Annotated in this window: 4 protein-coding genes; all 4 read left to right on the forward strand. The window is 54.0% G+C overall.

Going from position 1 to position 2,324, the window contains the following annotated elements; translation table 11 throughout:
- The coding region (locus CA13_RS34415) for a hypothetical protein (RefSeq protein WP_419193743.1) at positions 1–202 on the forward strand (202 nt) is incomplete at its 5' end.
- Between the two features lie 188 nt (positions 203–390).
- Positions 391–945: a hypothetical protein gene (locus CA13_RS00230; protein WP_146393703.1), complete on the forward strand. Its 555-nt coding sequence runs from the start codon at positions 391–393 to the stop codon at positions 943–945.
- Positions 946–1,039: 94 nt separating this feature from the next.
- The gene (locus CA13_RS00235; protein WP_146393705.1) at positions 1,040–1,591 is read left to right on the forward strand and encodes a hypothetical protein; all 552 of its coding nucleotides are present in this window, start codon (positions 1,040–1,042) and stop codon (positions 1,589–1,591) included.
- Between the two features lie 114 nt (positions 1,592–1,705).
- A complete protein-coding gene (locus tag CA13_RS00240) occupies positions 1,706–2,167 on the forward strand; it encodes a hypothetical protein (protein WP_146393707.1) in 462 nt (153 codons plus the stop codon).
- The last annotated feature ends 157 nt before the right edge of the window (positions 2,168–2,324 follow it).

Genomic DNA, 2,324 nt, shown 5'->3' on the forward strand with positions numbered 1-2,324 from the left:
AGATCGGTATGCTGGTGTTGGGCCTTGGCGTCACAACACTGGCTTGCGGCTGATGCCGGTGAACGATATACCCGACGAACCATTCCCTCGGACAACTTTTCTGGTTCGACCTTCCAATCTCCTGATGGCTTGCGCGAGCCTCCTCGCACCGACCATCGGCGTGCTCGGGCGACATTCGTTGCTCGACGACGGAACGTCCTGATGGCTTGCGCGAGCAATCTCCTGTTACCATCGGCTTGCTCGGTCTTGCTTTGGGAACGTATACTGGCATTCGACCTTCCACCAAATTCACCACGGATAACCATCCGTTGCACACGGAAGCCGCGGCCGCGCGGATTCTGAAATCAATGTCGTTTGCCGCGGCCCGGTGAACGGTGACGTTATTTGCACATGATGCAGCGCATCCAATTCTTCACCGCGTTGGGATTGCTCGCGTTAACTGCGACGTGTTCGTTCGCGGACCGACCCACGAACGTGTCGACCAACGCTCTCACCGGAGTTTGGCATCACCCTTTTCCCGGTGTCGGGCATTGGGAGACTTTGACTTTTCGCAAAGACGGCACCTTCGAGCGAGTCATCCGTCACCGTGTTGGTGCGTCGCGGATCGCAGGCTGGTTCACGGTCGCGAACGACGGCAACATGACACTTGCGATCAGAGAACGTGGACTAGTTGATGGCGTAACCTCAGTCGTTAAATCAACGGACAAACGTAGTCGAATTCGGGCACACATCGTCATCAAGAACGGCAACGATATGATGCTCACGAACCGAGATCTTTCGATTCCGCAGTACGGCAACGATAACTACTACGTTTACTCGCGTGACTATCTGCGCGAAGACGAATACAATCGCCGTCGCAAAGCGAACATTGAGCGGATGCACAAAATGCTTGATGACGTGACAGCCAATGGCGAGACCGAGGCGTCGACGCAATCAAGCAAATAACCAAGTCGTGCAACGGAGCACGGCATCACGCGATTGGTCGATAGACACCGCAATGGCCGTGCCCGCTGACGACCACCGTTATGTGGTCTGACCGATGAGCACCAATCCATACGAATCGCCTAAGGTTCCGACGGCTCTACAATCGACGCCGAACGAGGATCGCGTGACAGCACTACGCAGTGTTCGCATTGCCTTGCTGATCCTGCTGGTCCCTGCGGTCTACAACTTCATCTGCTTCAACTTCCCTTCCTATGCCAACCGAATCGAACTTCCGATTCACAGTGTCTATCTAACAATCAATTCGATTGGCATCGTATTGATTGTGTCCGCGATTTGGTTCTTCGGACTGACGATTCTTGAATTTGTCGCTGGCGGACTCCACGCAATCCTCGCTCGAAAGTCGATTCTCGACGATTGGAAAGCAACACTGTATATCATTGTGCGGCGCACTCCACTATTTGCTGTCCCCGGTGCCGCATTGTGGGCAATTTGGGTCGCAGCGTTTTACCAACTTCAACTAGGTTTCTATATCGCATCCGTTCCTATTGGTGTTGCGGCACACTTGTTGGCTGCTTGCCTGTACGTCCCGTTGTTTTATCGGTGGTACAAAATGGAACGTGCTGCGGCAAGACAAATGACCACATAACAAATCGGTGCACACGGAGTCGCGGGTCGCGCGGCATTTTGAAAACAAAAGTCGTTCGCCGCGACCCGGTGACCTCTAGCGTTATCCGACTGAGATCAATCCACCGCCAACGTCATGACCAACCCATACGCAACACCGCGTTCGACTGGCATACCGACTTCGCAAGCAACGATTGCTTCCGTAATTCGTATGTGGATGGCCTTGGTCGGGTCTTTGGTGGCGACCGTGCCGGTCGGGCTGGTGATAAATCTGATCCTCTTTGATATCGAATCAATACGGCTGAATGACGAAACTGCCTATTTCTGGTTCGCGTCATCGGTGATCGCATCATTGGTTTGCTCGTCCGCGACTGCCAGGCTGACAACTTTGCGACTAACCTCGCTTCATTTCTGGATTGTCTACCAACTTGGCTGGCTGGCCTATCTCCTCAGCGGCGGCATCGGGGAGTCATACAATCAAATCACTAGTGTACTGTACCTCTGGACTCCCTTCATTGTTCCGGCGATCGTTGCCGTCGTCGCCCCCTTTTTTAACGCATCACCATCGCACGCCGCGGCCCCGCAGGCCGGCGGATAACCATGTGATGCAACGGAGGACGGGTGGTCCGTTTTCTCGTCTGCTTGCAAGTCTTTCGCCCGTCCCCGCTGATCACCACCGTTACCCGACTGAAATCGACTGACCGTCAATTGCGGCATTGTACAACACTTGATGACGACTTCTGAAAACTACTCTG

The sequence above is a fragment of the Novipirellula herctigrandis genome, from assembly GCA_007859835.1.
GTDB classification, from domain to species: domain Bacteria; phylum Planctomycetota; class Planctomycetia; order Pirellulales; family Pirellulaceae; genus Novipirellula_A; species Novipirellula_A herctigrandis.

Bases quoted from the DNA above. Each gene is read 5' to 3' on its own strand.
- CA13_RS00230 (WP_146393703.1), top strand. From the start codon at position 391: ATGATGCAGCGCATCCAATTCTTCACCGCGTTGGGATTGCTCGCGTTA.
- CA13_RS00235 (WP_146393705.1), top strand. From the start codon at position 1,040: ATGAGCACCAATCCATACGAATCGCCTAAGGTTCCGACGGCTCTACAA.
- CA13_RS00240 (WP_146393707.1), top strand. From the start codon at position 1,706: ATGACCAACCCATACGCAACACCGCGTTCGACTGGCATACCGACTTCG.